The sequence below is a fragment of the Streptomyces sp. RLA131 genome (assembly GCF_056270125.1).
In genome coordinates this window covers 7,906,839-7,922,056 of sequence record NZ_JBWDOQ010000002.1, presented here as the reverse complement: position 1 = coordinate 7,922,056, position 15,218 = coordinate 7,906,839, and the positions used below count along the sequence as shown (strand labels likewise).

Sequence of the window (15,218 nt, the reverse complement as noted above, 5' to 3'; positions counted from 1 at the left end):
TCACCCTCTGCCTCGCGCTGCCGGAGCAGCTGCTGATCGCCCCGCGCTACGTACTGCCGGCCCTCGAAGTGCTGTTGCTGATTCCCCTGATCGCGATCAACCCCGAGCGGCTGACCCGGCAGACCAGGGCTTTCCGCATCCTGTCCCTGTCACTTGTGGCGGTCATCGCCATCAGTGACCTGGCGGCGCTGGGAATCCTGGTGCACCAACTCGTCCACGCCGGGGTGAAGGACGGGGGTGCTCATGGCCGCGCCGCAGGTCTGGTGCACCAACATCATCGTCTTCGGTCCCGCCTACTGGAACTCGACCGGGGCGGCCCCGTCAGCCGCACCCAGAGCCCGCGCGCCGAACTCCCCTTGGCCGACTTCCGCTTCTCCCAACGCCTTGTGGGAGTACCAGGTCCGGTTGTCTCCCGAGTACGAACCGGAGCGTCACGGTCCGCGTGGCCGGCACCTCCAGAATCGCGAAGGTGCAGCCGGAACACCAGCATCGGCCTTTGGGCATCTCAAGAACGGGGTCGCCATCCAAGGGCTGTCCTCCACAAGGATTGGACGGCCGCTTCGAGGGACAGAAACCGGACGAGAACAACCGGGAATTCTGGCAGGAAAGCGTCGCCCCGGAATTCGTCAGGGCGGTCGCCGCCAAGCTGCCTTGAGCAGCCGCAGGGCGGCCACGCACGTCGTCGGCCGGAGGCCCCGGTGGGGTGCAGCCGGCAGGCGCGTGCCCGGCGTGCCCCGGCTCACGTCCCGGTCAGCCCGGCGACTGATCCCTGAAGCGCAGGTCTGTCCCGGTGAGTGGTGCGCGGGCGTGCACGTCCGGCCGGGTGAGTGCGACGGGCGGGTCGGCGCCGACGCGTTCGCAGGTGAGCGCGGAGACCAGGATCGCGTCGTCGATGACGGCGGCGAGCACGGTGGGCGAGGAGTCCGCGATGCCCGCGGGGGTGTGCAGGCCGTGCCGCACCAGCGCGCCGAGCAGCCCCGCGGTGAAGGCGTCCCCGGCTCCTACGGTGTCGGCCACCGCGACCTTGCGGCCGGGGCGGCTCATCGCCGCCGCACCCGCTGGGAACACGTGCGCACCCTCGGCGCCGTCGGTGATGACCACGAGGACGGCACCGAGTTCCAGCCAGCGGGCGCTGATCTCCTCGATGCCGACGTCGGGGTAGAGCCACTCGACGTCCTCGCGACTGGCCTTGACGATGTGTGCGGCGCGGACACTGCGTTCGACGGCCTCGCGGGCGCGCGCCGGGTCCTGCAGCAGCACGGGCCGGACGTTGGGGTCGTAACTGATGAGGGTACGGCCGCGCTGCCGCGCCTCGCTCACGGCGGCGTGGATGTGGTCGGCCCCCGGCGATGTCCAGGAGGCGACCGAGCCGAAGTGGAGTACGGCGGTGTCCTCGGGGACGAGGGCCGCCTCGGAGGCGGTCCACTGCCAGTCCGCGGTGCCGTTGAAGTAGAAGTCGTAACTGGCCCGCGCGTCGGCGTCCATGGAGACGACCGCCAGGGTGGTCGGCTCGGTCGCCCGCGGGGCGCAGGTCAGATCGATCCCCTCGGCCGCGGCGTGGTCGCGCAGGATCCGGCCGAAGGCGTTGTCCGCGAGTCGCGCCATCAGTGACGTGCGGTGTCCCAGCCGGGCCAGACCGATGGCGACGTTGAACGGGCTGCCGCCGGGTTGGGCCCGGAAGTCACCGGGGTCGCCGTGCGGGACCAGGTCGATGAGGGCTTCCCCGATCACGGTGACCACGAACGGGTCCGTCTGCGGGATGGGTTCAGTCATGACGGGATTCTCCGATACTGATCTCGCCCGAGCCCCGCACGATCAGGCGGGTCGGCACGGTGAACGTCCTGGCCGGCGACTGGTCGCCGTCCAGCCTGCGGAACAGGATCTCGGCGGCGAGCTTGCCCAGGGCCTCGATGTCCTGGGCGATGACGGAAACGCCGGGCTGGAGCATGTCGGCGAGGGGGAAGTCGTCGAATCCCACCAGCGCCACCGTCTCGTGCAGTCCGAGCGTGCGCAGCGCGCGGCTGGCGCCGATGGTGACCAGGTTCTGGCTGGTGAACAGCGCGGTGGGCGGATCGGGGAGCGCCAGCAGCTGTTCGGTGGCCTCGATGGCCGCTTCCACGGTGCTCGCCTGGTGCCGGACGAGTTCCTCGTCGACCGGCAGGTGCGCGAGTTCCAGGGCGTGCCGGTATCCGGCGTGGCGCTGCACCGCGGTGGAGATCGAAGCCCGGTCGCCGAGGTAGGCGATGCGCCGGTGGCCGGCCTCCAGCAGGTGATCGACGGCGTTGATCGCGCCCTGCCGGTTGTCCGACACCACCGCGTCGGCGTCGAGGAGCTGCGGTTCGCGGTCGAGGAAGACCAGGCAGGTACCCGCGTGCCGCTCCTTGATCAGGTAACTGTGGTCACGGCCGGCCGGCACGATCACCAGCCCGTCCACGCGGCGGTCGATGAGCGCGCCGACCAGCTCGCGTTCGCGGGCCGGGTCCTCGTCCAGGCTGCCGATCAGTACCAGGACGCCGCGCTCGCGTGCGGCGTCCTCGACGGTGCGGGTCAGCGCGGCCGAGAAGGGGTTCGCCGCGTCCTCGACGAGCATCCCGATGGTGGCTGTCCGGCCGTCGCTGCGCCGCAGGTTACTGGCGGTCAGGTTCGGCCGGTAGCCCAGCTTGGCGGCGGCCTCGTTGACCCGGCCGGCCAGCACGGGGTCGACGGTGGTGACCCCGTTGACGACCCGCGAGACGGTCTTGATGGCCACCCCGGCCAGTGCCGCCACGTCTCGCATCGTGGGACGGCTGTTGCGTTCCACGGGTGATTGTTCCCCCTGAGGCATCGTTGTCTCTCCGAGAATCCGCGTTACCGACTTGTTGCGTGTACACGTCGACCAGTGTCTTGACGCACTCTCCCACACAGCGCAGTATCGCGTCGAGGCAACGTTGTCTCAACTCTCCCCCCGCGGGGACGGTTCCGAAAGGGCTATACATGAACATGCCAATTGGCAGCAGTGTCGCTGCGTCGTCGGGCCGTCAGAGTCGACGTACTCGCGCAGCTGCGGTCGGCGCTGTCGTCTGTCTCTCGGCCGCGCTCGCGGCCTGCGGTTCGTCGAACGGCAGCTCGGGCTCCTCGGACAGTTCCGCGTCCGGCGGCAGCGGCAAGGAGGTCGGTGTCTCCCTGATCCTCAAGACACTCACCAACCCGTACTTCGTCAGCATGAAGAAGGACGCCGAGACCGCGGCCACCAAGGACAACGTCAAGCTCACGGTGGCGGCGGGCACCAAGGACGGCGACACGCAGACCCAGATCACCGCGATCGACAACGCGATCTCGCGCGGCGACAAGGGCATCCTGATCACCACCAACGGTGACGCGGTGAACGCGGCGCTGAAGCAGGCCAAGCAGGCCGGGCTGTTCGTGATCGCCCTGGACACCGCCACCAACCCGGCCAGTGTCGCGGACATCACCTACGCCACCGACAACACCGCCGCCGGCAAGCTCGACGGCAAGTACGCCGCAGCCGCGCTCAACGGCAAGCCGGCCGTCATCGCCATGCTCGACCTGTTCAACAACCAGGTCGTCTCGGTGGACATCAACCGTGACCACGGATTCCTGCAGGGAATGGGCATCGACCCGGGCAGCACCACCGAGAACGGCAAGGAAGCAAAGAAGGGCAAGTACTCCGGCGGCACGTACACGATCGCCTGCCACCAGCCCACCCAGGGCGCCGTCGACGGCGGGCGCACCGCGATGGAGAACTGCCTGTCGGCCAACCCCGACATCAACGTGGTCTACGCGATCAACGAACCGGCCGGCCAGGGCGCGTACAACGCGCTCAAGGCAGCGGGCAAGGAGAAGCAGGCCAAGATCTACGCGATCGACGGCAGCTGCTCCGGCCTGAAGCTCGTGACCAGCGGTGTGTTCGCCGCAGACGCCGTGCAGTACCCCGGCAAGATGGCCGCCCTGGGCGTCAGCTCCATCGCGAAGCTGGCCCGCGGTGGGGAGAAGCCGACCGTCACCGACGGCAAGACCTTCTTCGACACCGGCACCGGCCTGGTCGCCACCAAGGCGCAGGACGGCGTCACCATCCAGTCACCGAGCGACGCCGGGGCGACCTGCTGGGGCAGCTGACCCCCGCTGACACAACGCTCCGGACCAGGTGCGCCGGCGGGCACGGGCCTGCCCGCCGGCGCGCCTGCGCCACGTCGTGCGCGTCAGCCGCGCACGCCCCTCAACCAGCACACCTCGGGCCGACAGGTCGCAACTGGAAGGACCCCTGTGACCACCCACGTGGACAAGGAACCCGCACCGGCATCGGCGGTGGAGCTCCTCAACCGACCCGCCACGCTCAACCAGCGCATCCATACGGTGCTGCACCGCCAGCCGGCACTCAGCCCCGCGATCGTGCTGGTGCTCGCCGGGCTGGTGTTCGGGCTGCTCAACAGCCGCTTCTACCACCTGGAGAATCTCTCCCTCATCGCCCAGCAGGTCGCCGTCGTCGGCGCGCTCGCGGCCGGCCAGACGCTGGTCATCCTCACCGCCGGCATCGACCTGTCCATCGGCGCGGTCCTGGTGCTCTCCTCGCTGGTGATGTCGAAACTCGTCGCCGACCACGGCGTGCCCGGTGTCCTGGCGCTGCTGATCGGGGCCGTCATCGCTGTCGCGGCCCAGGCCGTGAACGGGCTTCTGGTCACCCGGATCAAACTGCCGCCGTTCATCGTCACGCTCGGCACCCTGAGCATCTTCACCGCGGCCACCCTGGTCTACGCCAAGGGCCAGACCGTGACCCTGTCACCGGGTTCCTTCCTGCTGTGGAGCGCGAACACCGTCTCCATCGGCTCGCTTCACCTGACCACGGGCGTCCTGCTGATGATCGCGCTGTTCGCGGTGATCGGTTTCGCGCTGCGGTACACCGCGTGGGGCCGGCACCTCTACGCCGTGGGCGACGACGTCGAGGCCGCGCGCCTGGCCGGCATCTCGGTCAACCGGGTGCTGCTCAGCGCCTACATGGTGGCCGGCCTCGCCATCGCGGTCGGCGCCTGGATCCTGGTGGGCCGCGTCGGTGGCGGTGACCCCAACAGTGGCCTGAACGCCAACCTGCAGTCCATCACGGCGGTCGTCATCGGCGGCACCAGCCTGTTCGGCGGACGCGGTGTGGTTCTCGGCTCGCTGATCGGCGCGTTCATCGTCCAGGTCTTCGTCAACGGCCTGGCCCTGGCCGGGTTCGACCCCAACTACCAAGTGCTCGCAGTCGGCATCCTGGTGATCGCCGCTGTCTCTGTCGACCAGTGGATCCGGAGCGTGAAGTCATGACCGCACCCGTGCTCGAGGCCAAGGGCCTGGTCAAACTCTTCGGCAGGGTCGTCGGCCTCAGCAACGTCGACCTCACCCTCCACCCCGGCGAGGTCCTCGCCGTCATAGGTGACAACGGCGCCGGCAAGTCCACCCTCATCAAATGCCTCTCCGGAGCCATGATCCCGGACCAGGGCAGCATCCTCGTCGACGGCACCGAGGTCCACTTCAAACGACCACAGGACGCCCGCGACGCCGGCATCGAGACCGTCTACCAGACACTCGCGGTGGCCCCCGCCCTGGACATCGCCAGCAACCTCTTCCTCGCCAGGGAGATCCGCCGCAAGGGCCCCCTGGGCTCGGTGCTGCGGATGCTCGACACGGGCGAGATGAAACGACAGGCCGAGGAACACATCAAGCGGCTCGGCATCAGCACGCTGCAGAACATCAACCAGGCCGTCGAGACGCTGTCCGGCGGCCAGCGCCAGGCCGTGGCGGTGGCCCGCGCGGGCGCGTTCGGCGGCCGGGTCGTCATCCTCGACGAGCCGACCGCGGCCCTCGGGGTCCGCGAGACCGGGCAGGTACTCAAACTGGTCCGGGATCTGCGCGACCAGGGGCTGGGCGTCATCCTGATCAGCCACAACATGCCCAACGTCTTCGAGGTCGCCGACCGGATCCACATCCAGCGCCTCGGCAGCAGCGTGGGGGTCATCACCCCGCGGACCCACTCGATGGAGGACGCGGTGGCCATCATGACCGGCGCCAAGAAGCTCGCCCCCGAGCCCGGCTGACCCCCGCCCCACCCCGCAGCGCCCGCAGCGCCCGCAGCGCCCGCCGTCGGCCAACCGTACGAACCGCCACGAGGAGCCCGACGTTGACCCAGTACCGCATCACCGAGGACCGGCTCGGCGCCGAGCGCACCGTCGTCGTCTCGGCGCCGGACGACTCGACGCGTGTCGTGGTGGCGCTGCGCGGTGCGACCTTGCTCAACTGGCAGGTGAGCCGGCACGGACAACGCAGGGAACTGACCGACGGCTACCGCGACGAGGCCGAACTGCTCGCCGAGGACGGAGTGCGTAACGGCCTGTTGGCGCCGTTCCCCAATCGGATCGCCGACGGCCGCTACCGGTTCGGGGGCCACGACCACGACCTGCTGCCCGCCCGGCCCCGGGACCGTACGATCTACCACGGCTTCGTCCGCGGCGCGCCCTTCGAGCTCACCGGCACCACGACGACGGCGGAGTCCGCGCAACTCACCTTGCGCACCACGCGGATCAGGCCCGGCACGTACCCCGGATACCCGTTCGCGATCGACCTCCAGGTCACCTACCTGGTCACGGCCGACGGGATCGACATCGAGATCCGGGCGACGAACACGGGTCCCACACCCGCTCCGTACGCGGCCGGCTGGCATCCGTACTTCCGGCTGTCGAACACGATCGACAACCTGACCCTGCGGATACCGGCCGACACCGTCATACGGACCGACGACTCGCTGATCCCGCTCGACGACGAGCGTGGCCGCCTCCCCCTGGACCAGTGCCCGGCCATGGACTTCCGGCAGCCACGGCTGCTGGGCGGGACCGTCATGGACGCCTGCTTCGCCGATCTGAGACCCGGCCCCGACGGCCGGACCGAGACCGTGCTGTGCGACGCCGCGACGGGCAGTGAACTGCGGGTGTGGCAGTTCGGCGGATACATGCACGTCTTCACCGGCGACACACTGGCCAGGGACAGGCGCGACTCCATCGCGCTCGAACCCGTCGAGGCCATCACGGACGCGTTCAACCGCGGCGAATTCGCAGCGGCCCTGCGCATCGAGCCCGGCCAGCAACGCAGGTTCCGCTTCGGCGTCAGCTACACATCCCCGCCCGGCTGAACCAGGAGAACCCGCTCGCCCGCCCACGCCGCGTCCCGGCCGACCGCCGTGTGACGCGGGGCGATTGATCGCGGTCTCGTCCCGGCCGTAGCATCCAGGCAGCCCCCCGACCTCCGTCCGGCAGGAGTACGACGAAGCCATGAACCCAGCGTTGAGCGCCGACGAGGCAGCGGCTCTGGCGGCGATCGACGAGGCGGGGACGGCGGGCATGCTCCTCGACCTGCTCCGGGTCCCCAGTGTGACCGGGAGCGCGGCCGAGTCCGAGTTGCAGCACCAGCTGGCCGGGCACCTGGACGGCCTCGGCATGAACGTCGATCTGTGGTCCATGGATCTGGCGGAGCTGCGCGGGCTGCCCGGCTTCCCCGGGACCGAGGCGCCGCGGGACGAGGCCTGGGGACTGGCAGCCGTCACGCCCGACGACGACGGCGGGGGCGGCGACGGGCCGACGCTGATACTGCAGGGGCACGTCGACGTGGTCCCGCCCGGTGATCCGGCACGGTGGCAGGGCGACCCCTTCGTGCCCAGGTGCGCCGGGAACGTGGTGCACGCACGCGGCGCCTGCGACATGAAGGCCGGGATCGTCGCCAACCTGGCGGCGCTGCGGGCGATACGGACCAGCGGGGTGCGGCTGCGGGGGCGCGTGGCGGCCCACTTCGTGGTCGGCGAGGAGGACGGCGGCCTGGGCGCGTTCGGCACCCTGCGCCGCGGCCACACCGGTGACGCGTGCGTGATCACCGAGCCCACCGGCGGCGCGGTGGTGACGGCGAACGCCGGAGCGCTGACCTTCCGCATCACCGTCCCGGGACTCGCCACCCACGCCAGCACCCGTGACGCGGGCGTCAGCGCCATCGACGCCTACCTGCCCGTCCACCGGGCCCTGGCCCACCTGGAGACCCGGCGCAACACCGACCCCGACCCGCTGCTGGCGGCACACCCCGTCCCGTACTCGCTGTCCGTGGGCACGGTCCGCGCCGGCGACTGGGCGAGCAGCGTGCCCGATCTGCTGACCGCCGAGGGCCGGCTCGGGGTGCGCCTGGGCGAGGACCCGGCGGACGCCCGCGCCGAGTTGGAGGCCTGCGTCGCCGGCGCGTGCGCCGCCGACCCGTGGCTGCGTGCCCACCCGGCCACCGTGACATGGCCCGGCGGCCAGTTCGCCAGCGGCCGCCTGCCGGCCGGGCATCCGCTGCGTGACCTGGTGCGCGACGCCCACGCCGACGCCACCGGCGGCCCGCGCCCGCCCGAGCGCGGAGCGCCGTACGGCAGCGACCTGCGGCTGTACGCGGGCGCCGGCATCCCGACCCTGCAGTTCGGCCCGGGGGACGTCGCCCTGGCGCACAGCCCCCGGGAACAGGTCTCGCTGCCCGAGATCATCGACGTCACCCGCGCCCTGGTGCTGGCCGTGCTGCGCAGCGTCGGGACCCGCTAGGACCGACCGGGTCGACGCGGGCCCGCTGACGCCGGGGTGGCCCCGCCCCGGGGGCGGGCGGGGCCACTCGCGGTCTACCGGGGCGGCGTCCCGTGGGGCGCCGTTGCCGGGGCCGTTGCCGGCGCCGTTCCCGGGGCCGGGGCGTAGCCGGTGGGCCGGGTGGTGAAGGTGCCTCGGCCCTGGGTGCGGCTGCGCAACCGGGTCGCGTAGCCGAAGAGTTCGGCCAGCGGCACGGTGGCGGTGACCACCGCGGTGCCCGCCCGGGTGGTCGAGCCCGAGACCCGGCCGCGACGGGCCGCCAGGTCGCCGAGTACCGCGCCTACCGCGTCGTCGGGCACGGTGACGGTGACCTCGGCCACCGGTTCCAGGAGCAGCATCACGCCGGAGCGCAGTGCCTCGCGGAGGGCGAGCCGGCCGGCCGTACGGAAGGCCAGTTCCGAGGAGTCCTTGGGGTGGGTGGCCCCGTCGGTCAGGGTGACCTTCAGCCCGGTCACCGGGTGACCGCCCAACGGCCCCTCGGCCAGGGCGTCCCGGCAGCCGGCCTCGACCGCCCGGACGTACTCCTGCGGTACGCGCCCGCCCACGACGGCGGACCGGAACACGAAGTCCGCCGTGCCGGCGGCGTTCCCGGTGGGTGCCGTGACCTCCAGCGGTTCGGTGTCGAGGACGACATGGGCGAACTGGCCCGCGCCGCCGTCCTGTTTGACGTGCCGGTAGACCAGCCCCGGCACGGCGCCGGCGAGCGTCTCGCGGTAGGCGACCCTCGGCCGGCCGACGGCGACGTCCAGTCCGTGGGCGCGGCGGACCTTCTCCACCGCCACCTCCAGATGCAGTTCGCCCAGGCCGGACAGGACCCGCTGGCCGGTCTCGGGGTCGGTCCGGACCGTCAGCGAGGGATCCTCCTCGGCCAGCCGTGCCAGCGCCGCGGCCAGGCGGTCGATGTCGGTGCCCCGGCGGGCCTCGACGGCGACCGAGACGACCGGATCGGCGACGGCGGGCGGCTCCAGGACCAGCGGGGCCTGCGGAGCGCACAGGGTCGCCCCGGCGCGGGCGGCCTTGGGTCCGGCCACCGCGACGATGTCCCCGGCCACCGCCCGGTCCACCTCCACATGGCGGTCGGCCTGGACCCGCAGGATCCGGGCGATGCGCTCGGTGCGCCCTCCGGTCACGTCCCTCACCTCCGCTCCCTTGTTGATCGTTCCGGCGTAGACCCGCAGATACGTCAGCCGGCCGGTGGCGGTCGCGTTCACCTTGAACACCAGCGCCAGCAGCGGCGCCGCCGGGTCGGCGGGCCGTTCCCGCACCGTGCCGTCCTGGACGCCTCGGACCGGCGGTGCGTCCAGCGGCGAGGGCAGGTAGGCCACCATCGCGTCCAGCAGCGGTTCGATGCCGCGGTTGCGGTAGGCCGAACCGCACAGCACGACCAGACCCTCGCCGGTGCGGGTCAGGTCGCGCAGTGCGCCGGCCAGGGTTGCCGCGGAGACCTCCGCGTGCGCGCAGAACTCCTCCAGCGCGACCGGGTGGAGTTCTGCCACCGCCTCCTCCAGCAGCCGGCGACGCCGGAGCGCCTGCTCGCGCAGGGCGTCGGGCACCGGGCCCTCCACGGGTGTGTCGCAGCCGTCGGCCCACACCAGCGACCGCATGCGCAGCAGATCCACCACTCCGGTGAACTCACCCTGCGCCCCGATCGGCAACTGCACCACCAGCGGCGCCGGATGCAGCCGCCGCCGGATCGAGGCGACCGCCGTGTCGAGGTCGGCGCCGACGCGGTCCAGTTTGTTGACGAAGGCGATGCGCGGCACGGCGTGCCGGTCGGCCTGCCGCCACACCGACTCGCTCTGCGGCTCGACGCCCGCGACCGCGTCGAACACCGCGATCGCGCCGTCGAGGACCCGCAGCGAACGCTCCACCTCGTCGGAGAAGTCGACGTGGCCCGGGGTGTCGATCACATTGATCCGGTGACCGTCCCAGGCGCAGCTGACCGCCGCGGCGAAGATGGTGATCCCCCGGTCGCGTTCCTGGGGATCGAAGTCGGTGACGGTCGTCCCGTCATGGACCTCGCCACGTTTGTAGGTCGTGCCGGTCGCATACAGGATCCGTTCGGTGATGGTGGTCTTGCCGGCGTCGACATGGGCGAGGATGCCCAGGTTGCGGACGCGGGTCAGCGGGTGGGTGGCGGCAGGGTGCAGTTCGGTACGCACGGCCGAGGGCCTTTCGGGGTGATTCCGGTCTCGGGAGAGCGCGAATCCCGGACGAGCCTGCCCGTGGCCGGGCCTGCGGAGACCAACCCCTGATGGTGCGGTGCGGTGCCGTACGGCCGCGTCGGGACGTGGCCGCACGGCTCACGTCACCATTCGGGCGCGGAAAGCAGAAAGGGGTCAGCTGTTCGTCACGGGTTGCGTCCGGTGCCGGCCGCGCAGCGGGCACCGGAGCCTCCGGGACACCAGGATCACCTCGTACCGCGACGAGGGGACAACGACAGCGGTGCGGTAACGCACGGCGCGGCCCCCTCACTCGTCACGGTGCGCGCCGCGAAGTGGGTGCGGCGCGCGATGGTGTGCCGAGTGTAGGGAAACCCGAACCCGCCGGGCACCCGGTTTTCCCGTCGGCGGCGGCCCGGTCGCCACCGGCGTCTCCGTGCTCTACATCTCGTAGTAATTTGGTGCCCGGTGGTGAGAAGCGCGGGCGGGAGGAGCGACGGACGTGAGCGGCGATGTGACGGACCAGGGCGGCGCGGAGCACGGGGATACGGGCCGGCGGGCGCGCGGTGAGCTGGAGAGCGAGGTCCTGGCCACGCTCTGGGCGGCCGGCGAGCCGGTGGCGCCGGGCGTGATCCGGGACCGGCTGCACGGCGACCCGGCGTACACCACGGTGCTGACGATCCTCACCCGCCTGCTCGACAAGGGCCTGGTGACCCGCGAGCGGGCCGGCCGCGCCTATGTGTACACCCCTGTGCGGGACGAGGCCGGGCACACGGCGGCCGGGATGCGGGCCCTGCTGGAGAAGGGCGGCGACCGGGCGGCGGTGCTCGCCCGCTTCGTATCGGAGCTGCCGGCCGAGGACGAACAGATACTGGAACGGCTGCTGCGCGGGCAGCCGGAGGCCTGACGCGTGCGGATCGACGTGTACATACCGCTGCTGCTGAGCACCTCGTTCGGCGTGGCGGCGCCCTGGGCGGGACGAAGGCTGCACCCCAGAGCCGCGGCGTGGATGCTGGCCTGCGCCGCGGTGGTGTCGGCGGGCGCGTGGGCGACGACGCTGGCGCTGCTGGCGTTCACCCTGGTGGGTCAGATACCGCTGGTGGCGTCCCAGGGTCCGTGGTCGGTCGGCGTCCTGGCGGCCAACGATCCGGTCGGTCGCCCGGTGGCGCTGGTGTGCGGGCTGCTGCTGCTGGCGTCCGCGACACATCTGGCGGTCGCGGCGTGGCAGCGTACGCGAACGCTGGTCAGCGCGTGGCGCCAGTGCCGTGAACTCCCGGCGGCAGCGGATCTCGCGGTGATCGACGATCCGGTGCCGACCGCGTTCGCGCTGCCCGGGGCACCGGGCCGGGTGGTGGTCTCCTCCGGCATGCTCCAGGCGTTGTCGGCGGACGAGCGGCGTGCGCTGATCGCCCATGAGCGGGCTCATCTGCGGCACCGGCACCATCTGTTCCTGCTCGCGTTCGACCTGACGGCGGCGGTGCTTCCGCTGCTGCGTCCGCTGGCGCGGGCAGGCGAGTACGCGGTGGAGCGGTGGGCGGACGAGGAGGCTGCCTCGGAGGTGGCCGACCGTTCGCTGGTGGCCCGTGCCGTGGCTCGCGCGGCGCTGGCCGCGACCCGGGCACCGAAGCAAGCCCTGGCGGCGACCGGCGGCCCCGTCCCGCAGCGGGTGCGGGCGCTGCTCACCCCGCCGGCCCCGCTGCGGCGCGCCCCGGCCGTGGCGTGCGCCGCGTTGATGCTGCTCTGCTGCGCCAGCGTGACCGAGGCCGCCCATGACAGCGAGGAACTGTTCGAGCTGGCCGGGTACGGCGGCCATCACGCCGTCGCGCACGGCCGGTCCCACCGGCCGCCGCCGCCGCACGAGGGCGAGTCGCGGAAGTAGCGCGCCGCCGGGCCGGGGGCCGTGGGGCGGGCGGGACTTCGCGACCCGCCCCACGGGTGGCGGATCGCGGGCGCCGGCCGGTCCGGCGTCGCGCGTTCTCCTGCCCGACAGCGGGTGAGCGTTCAGGTGACGGGCGGCATACAGATCCCTGGGCCAGGCTGCCCCTCGTCGGCCCTCACGCCGGATCATTCCTCAATTTCTACATCATGTAGTAGGTTCTGCTGTCAGCCCCTAACGCCTGCCTGACGACTGCGGCAACCGGCGGGACGGAGCCGTCCATATCCCGTCACGCACGCATCAGTCAGGAGGCTGGTCTGCCATGTCCTACCGCGACAATCCGGCGGACGAAGGCACCCGTCCGCCGCCGGACGCGCCGCGGCTCGGCGCCCGCCCGGCACCGGCCCCGCGGGTCGTCATCGTCTCGGCCGGTGTGGGAGCCGGACACGACGGCGCCGCCGCCGAGCTCACCCGGCGCCTCACCGCGGCCGGCTTCGCCGTGGACCGGCACGACTTCCTGGACCTTCTCCCCGCCGGGCTGGGCAGGCTGCTCTCCGGGACGTACCACCGCCTGCTGACCCTGGCGCCCTCCGGCTACCAGCGGATCTACGCCGTGACCGAACACGCCGGGCGCCCCGGCCCGGCCGTGCGCGCCATGTTCCGCTGCGCCGAACGCCGGATGCTCGCGGCCATCGCCCCCGGCACCCGCGCCGTGGTCTCGACGTACCCGGGGGCCAGCCAGGTCCTGGGCGCGCTGCGGCTGCGCGGCCGGCTGACGGTCCCGGCGTTCACCTACCTCACCGACTTCTCCGTACACCCCCTGTGGGTCGCGCCCGGCATCGACACCCACCTCGCCGCCCACCCCGTTCCCGCCGGTCAGGCCCGTACCCAGGGCGCCGCCGGGGTCACCGTCACCGGTCCCGTCACCGACCCCCGCTTCGCACCGGCCACCCCCGCCGCGCGACAGGCGGCCCGGGAGCGGTTCGCCCTGCCCGCCCGGGCACCGCTGGCGCTGCTGGTCGCCGGCTCGTGGGGAGTCGGTCCGGTACGGCAGGCCGCCGCCGAGCTCCGCAGGAGCGGCGTGGCCACCCCCGTCGTGGTGTGCGGACACAACCAGGTCCTCGCCGACCAGTTGCGCGCCGACGGCGTCGAGCACGTCCACGGCTGGACCGACGACATGCCCGGCCTGATGCACGCCTGCGACGTCCTGGTCCAGAACGCCGGCGGCCTCACCTCGCTGGAGGCCATGGCCTGCGGGCTCCCCGTGGCGAGTTACCGCTGCATACCCGGCCACGGCCGGACCAACGCCGCCGCCCTCGACGAGGCGGGCCTGGCCGTGTGGATCCGCGAGGTGGACCAGCTCGCGCCCCGGCTCCGCGAACTCCTCGACGGCGTACGCGGTCAGGCACAACGCGAGGCCGGCCTCGCCCTGCACTCCCGCCGGCCCGGCCCCGCCGAGGTCATCGCCGCCGCCGCCGCGACCTCCACGAACACCACGAGCACCACGACCTCCGCGACCGACCGCCGCCCGGCCGTGCCGACATCGCGCATCCCGCGCCGCTCCCCCGGCCGGCGCCGGGTGACCGTCATGGCGGCCACCGCGCTGGCCACCGTCGCCCTGGGTGTCGGTGTCCCGCTGGGCCAGGCCCTCGGCGAAGCCCCCGGCGGCCTGGGCGCCGTGGCCCAGTACTTCGAGGAGACCGGCCGGTGACAACCACCCGTCCGCCCCTGCGTGCCGCGGCCGTGGCGCTGCCCGCCCTGGCCGCGGCCGCCCTCGCCGTCCACGCGGCGCCGGTCGTCTCGACGTTCGGACCTCTGCGCAACCGGACCATGCCCCGGCTGTCCGGACAGGGCCGGCCCGACCACATCGCGCTCACCTTCGACGACGGGCCCGACCACCTCTCCACCCCGCACTTCCTGCGGGTCCTGGACGCGCGCGGCGTCCGCGCCACGTTCTTCCTGCTGGGCTCCATGCTGGTCCGCGCGCCGGGCCTGGCCCGGGAGATGGCCGCCGCCGGGCACGAGATCGGCATCCACGGCTGGCTGCACCGCCCCCTGCTGCTGCGCGGGCCACGCGCGACGTACGACGACCTGGCCCGGGCCCGCGACCTCGTCGCCCACGTCACCGGCGAGCCGCCCCGGCTCTTCCGGCCGCCGTACGGGGTGATGACCACGGGCGCCCACCTGGCCTGCCGGCGGCTCGGCCTGACCCCCGTACTGTGGACCGCCTGGGGCGAGGACTGGCGCGGCCGGGCCACCCCGCGGTCGGTCCACGACACCGTCACCGCCGGTCTGCGCGGCGGCGGCACGATCCTGCTCCACGACTCCGACTGCACCTCCGCCACCGGCTCCTGGCGCAACACCCTCGGCGCGCTGCCCCGCATCCTGGACACCTGCGCCGCCCACGGCTGGCACACCGGCCCGCTCCGCGACCACGGCATGTGAACGCCGGCCTTCGCCCGCCCCCGTATCGACGGCTACTGGCAGCTCACCGCAGAACCGACCGGCCCGTCGCAGCCGGGTCATCCCCGCCCGCACCAGGCGGGGATGACCCGCGAA

At 72.6% G+C, this 15,218-nt stretch carries 12 protein-coding genes; 9 read left to right on the top strand and 3 right to left on the bottom strand.

Annotated features, from left to right (window positions below; translation table 11 throughout):
• Positions 1-750: 750 nt before the first annotated feature.
• Both RWE79_RS36715 and RWE79_RS36710 read right to left on the bottom strand, forming a co-directional pair.
• Positions 751-1,773: a carbohydrate kinase family protein gene (locus RWE79_RS36715; protein ID WP_475944715.1), complete on the bottom strand. Its 1,023-nt coding sequence runs from the start codon at positions 1,771-1,773 to the stop codon at positions 751-753.
• Positions 1,766-2,824, bottom strand: a complete 1,059-nt coding sequence (locus RWE79_RS36710) for a LacI family DNA-binding transcriptional regulator (RefSeq protein WP_475944713.1) — start codon at positions 2,822-2,824, stop codon at positions 1,766-1,768. Before RWE79_RS36710 ends, RWE79_RS36715 begins: the two co-directional genes overlap by 8 nt.
• A gap of 149 nt (positions 2,825-2,973) precedes the next feature.
• On the opposite strand from RWE79_RS36710, the gene RWE79_RS36705 reads away from it, so the two are divergent.
• The 5 genes from RWE79_RS36705 (at position 2,974) to RWE79_RS36685 (ending at position 8,582) form a co-directional block, all read left to right on the top strand.
• The gene (locus RWE79_RS36705) at positions 2,974-4,116 is read left to right on the top strand and encodes a substrate-binding domain-containing protein (RefSeq protein ID WP_475944711.1); all 1,143 of its coding nucleotides are present in this window, start codon (positions 2,974-2,976) and stop codon (positions 4,114-4,116) included.
• A gap of 147 nt (positions 4,117-4,263) precedes the next feature.
• Positions 4,264-5,298 (top strand): ABC transporter permease, encoded by a 1,035-nt coding sequence (locus RWE79_RS36700; protein ID WP_475944709.1) that lies wholly within the window; start codon positions 4,264-4,266, stop codon positions 5,296-5,298.
• Entirely contained in the window at positions 5,295-6,068 is a 774-nt protein-coding gene (locus tag RWE79_RS36695; RefSeq protein WP_475944707.1) for an ATP-binding cassette domain-containing protein, read from the top strand. Before RWE79_RS36700 ends, RWE79_RS36695 begins: the two co-directional genes overlap by 4 nt.
• An 83-nt stretch (positions 6,069-6,151) precedes the next feature.
• Positions 6,152-7,156 (top strand): aldose epimerase family protein, encoded by a 1,005-nt coding sequence (locus RWE79_RS36690; protein WP_475944705.1) that lies wholly within the window; start codon positions 6,152-6,154, stop codon positions 7,154-7,156.
• A gap of 139 nt (positions 7,157-7,295) precedes the next feature.
• A complete protein-coding gene (locus RWE79_RS36685; protein WP_475944703.1) occupies positions 7,296-8,582 on the top strand; it encodes an ArgE/DapE family deacylase in 1,287 nt (428 codons plus the stop codon).
• Between the two features lie 74 nt (positions 8,583-8,656).
• Here the strand turns inward: RWE79_RS36685 and fusA are convergent, their stop codons facing one another.
• On the bottom strand, positions 8,657-10,783 hold the full coding sequence (fusA, locus tag RWE79_RS36680) for an elongation factor G (protein ID WP_475944701.1): 2,127 nt from the start codon (positions 10,781-10,783) through the stop codon (positions 8,657-8,659).
• A 502-nt stretch (positions 10,784-11,285) separates the two neighbouring features.
• Here fusA and RWE79_RS36675 point away from each other — a divergent pair.
• The 4 genes from RWE79_RS36675 to RWE79_RS36660 all read left to right on the top strand — a co-directional run bounded on the left by RWE79_RS36675 (position 11,286) and on the right by RWE79_RS36660 (position 15,104).
• A complete protein-coding gene (locus RWE79_RS36675) occupies positions 11,286-11,690 on the top strand; it encodes a BlaI/MecI/CopY family transcriptional regulator (RefSeq protein ID WP_475944699.1) in 405 nt (134 codons plus the stop codon).
• Positions 11,691-11,693: 3 nt separating this feature from the next.
• Positions 11,694-12,662 carry a M56 family metallopeptidase gene (locus RWE79_RS36670; RefSeq protein ID WP_475944697.1) on the top strand — a complete coding sequence of 323 codons (969 nt, stop codon included), beginning with the start codon at positions 11,694-11,696 and terminating at the stop codon, positions 12,660-12,662.
• 319 nt (positions 12,663-12,981) lie between these two features.
• Entirely contained in the window at positions 12,982-14,370 is a 1,389-nt protein-coding gene (locus RWE79_RS36665) for a glycosyltransferase (RefSeq protein WP_475944695.1), read from the top strand.
• Complete coding sequence (locus tag RWE79_RS36660; protein ID WP_475944693.1) at positions 14,367-15,104, top strand: polysaccharide deacetylase family protein; 738 nt, start codon at positions 14,367-14,369, stop codon at positions 15,102-15,104. The genes RWE79_RS36665 and RWE79_RS36660 overlap by 4 nt, the downstream gene beginning before the upstream one ends.
• Positions 15,105-15,218: the final 114 nt, after the last annotated feature.

What these genes read in the sequence shown, in the direction of transcription:
- RWE79_RS36715 (WP_475944715.1), bottom strand. Translation starts at nt 1,773, where the DNA reads ATGACTGAACCCATCCCGCAGACGGACCCGTTCGTGGTCACCGTGATC.
- RWE79_RS36710 (WP_475944713.1), bottom strand. Translation starts at nt 2,824, where the DNA reads ATGCCTCAGGGGGAACAATCACCCGTGGAACGCAACAGCCGTCCCACG.
- RWE79_RS36705 (WP_475944711.1), top strand. Translation starts at nt 2,974, where the DNA reads ATGAACATGCCAATTGGCAGCAGTGTCGCTGCGTCGTCGGGCCGTCAG.
- RWE79_RS36695 (WP_475944707.1), top strand. Translation starts at nt 5,295, where the DNA reads ATGACCGCACCCGTGCTCGAGGCCAAGGGCCTGGTCAAACTCTTCGGC.
- RWE79_RS36685 (WP_475944703.1), top strand. Translation starts at nt 7,296, where the DNA reads ATGAACCCAGCGTTGAGCGCCGACGAGGCAGCGGCTCTGGCGGCGATC.
- RWE79_RS36665 (WP_475944695.1), top strand. Translation starts at nt 12,982, where the DNA reads ATGTCCTACCGCGACAATCCGGCGGACGAAGGCACCCGTCCGCCGCCG.